The following is a 3,568-nucleotide window of genomic DNA, read 5'->3' as shown; positions in this document are numbered from 1 at the left end:
CGGGCGCCTGGCGCTGCCGCCGCGGCCCCGGCCGCTGAGGGTGCCGCTGCCCCGGCTGCCGGTGAAGCCGCCTCTCCGGCGCCTGCTGCTGGCCACTAAGGCAAACACAGAACAGCAAAAAGCCCCGCCGGTACTCCGGCGGGGCTTTTTCTTTGAAATTCTCAGCATTTACAGCCGGCGGAAAGCCGTCGGCATGCCGGAGCCGCAACTGTCGATGCGGCTGACCGCAGAGCGCAGGGGCTCGACCGCCACCTTCATATGGTGGGCATTGGCGTGGATGATGTGCTCGGCGTCGACCATGATGGCGACATGGCCCTTCCAGAAGACCAGGTCGCCGCGGACCAAGCCCTTCAGGTCGGAGCCGACCTCAAGGCCGATACCGAGGCGCGCCTGCATGTCGGAATCACGCGGGCAGCCATAGCCCGAGGCATACAAGGCCTGTTGCAGCAGGCCCGAGCAGTCCAGCCCGATGCTTTCGCGGCCACCCCATTGGTACGGCGCATTGATATAGCTTTCGGCCACACCAACGAAATCGTCGGCAAAGCGCTCGAAGTCGCTCAGGTGGTTGGTAAACACCCAGCCCATGTCGTTGATATAGGCAAAGCCGTTCTCGAACTTCGTCACATTGACCAGCGAATTGAGGCTCAGGGCGCACAGGATCGACGATTTGAGGTTCGGGCCGCCGAAAACATAGGTGCGCAGGGTGGCGACATAGTGAGTCGGCAGGTACCAGTCGCGGCGGAAGGCCGACACCGGCACATAGCCGACATAGCCGTCACGCAGGGCCTGGCCCCAGTAGAAGTCGTGCTTGCGCTCGATAACCTTGAAACGCTCACCCAGCAGCAACTGGTCCCACTGTTCGGCGCCGTGTTCCGGCTGCGACAGGATGGGGGCGGTGGCGTCGTAGCAGCTCAGGATTTCGCCGGCCACGTAGGACCGCGCGCGGATCACGCCTTCATAGGCCTGATCGGTCACGCCGTCCTTGAACGGCACGATGCGCTTGTCGAAGTTGTCGTCGCTGTTTTGCGTCATGGGGCGGGAAGCCTTAACTGGGATTTCTATCTCCCCACCAACCTATACCATGGACGTAAAGGTCACGTTACCCTGCACAGATAACAGGAGGTTAGCGCTCCGTGTTCCCCTTAATACGCCCTTATGAGCGCGTAAACGGCCCTTAAGGCCTGGGCCTCGGCGCCGACCGGGGCGCCGGCCCGGCCGCGCGGGTTCCAGGCGAAGACATCCAGGTGGACCCAGGCGCCGGACTTCGGCGCAAAGCGCTGCAGGAAGAGGGCGGCGGTAACCGATCCGGCCTGGGCCCAGGCCGATGGGTCGTTCTTCAGGTCGGCGATGTCGGAGTCCAGCGCGTCGTTATAGCCGGCCCACAGCGGCATGCGCCACAACGGGTCGAACTGGGCGATAGAGGCGATTTCGAGCTGGCGCACCACCTCTTCGTCGTCGCAATAGAAGGGAATGACGTCAGGGCCCAGGGCGACACGGGCGGCGCCGGTAAGCGTCGCGAAGTCGATGGTCAGCGCCGGTTCCAGTTCCGCGGCGCGGGTCAGGGCGTCGGCCAAGATCAGGCGGCCTTCGGCGTCGGTATTGCCGACCTCGACCGTCAGGCCCGCGCGGGTATGCAACACGTCGCCCGGGCGCATGGCGTTGCCGGAAATGGCGTTTTCGACCGCCGGGATCAGGACGTGCAGATCGACATTGAGCTGGCTGGCCATGATCCATTCGGCCAGGGCCAGGACGTGGGCGGCGCCGCCCATATCCTTTTTCATCAGCCCCATGCCGGCGGTCTTGATGTTCAGCCCGCCGGTATCGAAGGCGACGCCCTTGCCGACCAGACAGACCACAGGCGGGACGCCGCGCGGCTTGGCCGGCTTCCAGGCGATTTCGATCAGGCGCGGCGCATTCTCCGGTGCGGCAGCCTTGCCCACGGCATAGACCGCCGGATAGCTCTGTTTCAGCAGTTCGCCGGCGATGACGCCGATATCGGCGCCGTGGGCCTTGGCGATGGCGCGGGCGGCCGCTTCGATCTGCGGCGGGCCCATGTCGTTGGCAGGGGTGTTGACCAGGTCGCGGACACGGTCATGGGCCAGGACCTCCAGCGCGATCTCCTCGCGCTCGGTCTGGGTCAGGTCGCCGTCGTCCAGGCGCGCTTCGACTGGCTTGGAGGAGGCCTTGTAGGTGCCGAAGCTGTAGGAGCCCAGGCCCCAGGCGACGTGAATGGCGTGCAGGTCCAGGTCGGCCTCGACCTTGAGCTTCCAGGTGCCCTTGGGGAGCTGCGTCGGCAGAGCACGGAAGGTGAGGGGGTTGAACGCCTTGCGCGCCCCCAGGCCGAACCAGGCCCACATGCCGCCCATCTCGTTGGAGCCCAGGCCTGACGGCAGCACCACCAGGTTGCCGCTCTTGCCGGTAAAGCCGCGCGCCTGCAGGAATCCGGCATGGGCGGGCTTCAGCGCGGCGATCATGTCGGCGACGTCTTCCTCGAAGACGGCAAAGATGAAGTGCTCGATTTTTTGCGGCTTGGTCGGCAAGGGTGTCGGCATTTCGGCCCCGGTAATATTAGTTAACAAAAACGCAACACCTTTAACTGTATCTTCATGGCCGTCACCGAAGTCTTAACCTGGGGCGGTTGGGCCAAGAAATCTTGCGAGGCAACGCCATGAAGACCTATTTCGCCTGTGTGATCGCCCTGTCCGCCGTGCTGTCAGCCGGCTCGGCCCAGGCCGGGCTGTTCGGTAAGGACAAGGACGACAAGGCGCAGTCGCAGAAGTCCCAGACCCTGATCCCGGACCAGCAGGTCGAGCGCTTCCGCCCGGCCACCGAAGCCGAGGTCCAGGAGGCGCTGCGGTCCGATCCCCTGGCCCAGTCGGCCTTCTTCGCGCGGGAGTTCAATCAGGACCCCAAGAATGCCAGGATGGGCATCTACCTCTCTAACGCCTTGCGTAGCCTGGGCCGTTATCAGGAGGCCGCCGACACGGCGCATCGCGTCCTGATGTTCCAGCCCGACAATGTCGAAGCCTTGCTGGCGGCCGGCCGCTCGCATATCGGCGGCAACCATGCCTTCGAAGCCATAGCGCTCCTGCAGCACGCCGCCGAGCTGAAACCGCGCGACTGGCAGGCCTGGTCGCTGCTGGGGGTGGCCTATGACAATGTCAAACGTCCGGCCGATGCCCAGGCGGCCTGGGCCAAGGCTTTGCAGTTGTCACCCGATAATCCCAACGTCCTGACCAATATCGCCATGTCGAAGGTCCAGGCCGGCGACCTGGCCGGCGCCGAACCTCTGCTGCGCACAGCGGCGGCGCAAAAGGGCGCTTCGATCCAGGTGCGCCAGAACCTGGCCCTGGTGCTGGGCATGCAGGGCAAGATGGCGGAGGCGGAAACCTTGCTGCGCCAGGACCTGCCGCCCGATCAGGCCGACGCCAATCTGAAATGGCTGCAGGAGGCCTCCCAGGCGCGCGTGGCAGCCACTACTCCGGCCGAACGGTCGTGGGATACGGTGAAGGCGTCAGGCGGCTAGACTACCTCAGTCGGAATGAACGAGCGCCCTCCTCTCCACGAA

The 3,568-nt window shown here is 64.9% G+C and carries 3 protein-coding genes; 1 reads left to right on the top strand and 2 read right to left on the bottom strand.

Annotated elements, in window-relative coordinates; translation table 11 throughout:
- Nucleotides 1-168 precede the first annotated feature (168 nt).
- Both ABAC460_RS28200 and ABAC460_RS28195 read right to left on the bottom strand, forming a co-directional pair.
- Nucleotides 169-1,032 carry a C40 family peptidase gene (locus ABAC460_RS28200; protein ID WP_023451947.1) on the bottom strand — a complete coding sequence of 288 codons (864 nt, stop codon included), beginning with the start codon at nucleotides 1,030-1,032 and terminating at the stop codon, nucleotides 169-171.
- Between the two features lie 110 nt (nucleotides 1,033-1,142).
- Nucleotides 1,143-2,552, bottom strand: coding sequence for a leucyl aminopeptidase family protein (locus tag ABAC460_RS28195; RefSeq protein WP_023451946.1), 1,410 nt, complete (start codon nucleotides 2,550-2,552; stop codon nucleotides 1,143-1,145).
- A gap of 116 nt (nucleotides 2,553-2,668) precedes the next feature.
- On the opposite strand from ABAC460_RS28195, the gene ABAC460_RS28190 reads away from it, so the two are divergent.
- Entirely contained in the window at nucleotides 2,669-3,526 is an 858-nt protein-coding gene (locus ABAC460_RS28190) for a tetratricopeptide repeat protein (protein ID WP_023451945.1), read from the top strand.
- Nucleotides 3,527-3,568 lie beyond the last annotated feature (42 nt).

Origin of the sequence: Asticcacaulis sp. AC460 (genome assembly GCF_000495795.1) — a bacterium.
Taxonomy (GTDB): Bacteria; Pseudomonadota; Alphaproteobacteria; order Caulobacterales; family Caulobacteraceae; genus Asticcacaulis.
Note: the sequence above shows the minus strand (reverse complement) of the source record. Positions and strands in the feature narration are given on the sequence as shown.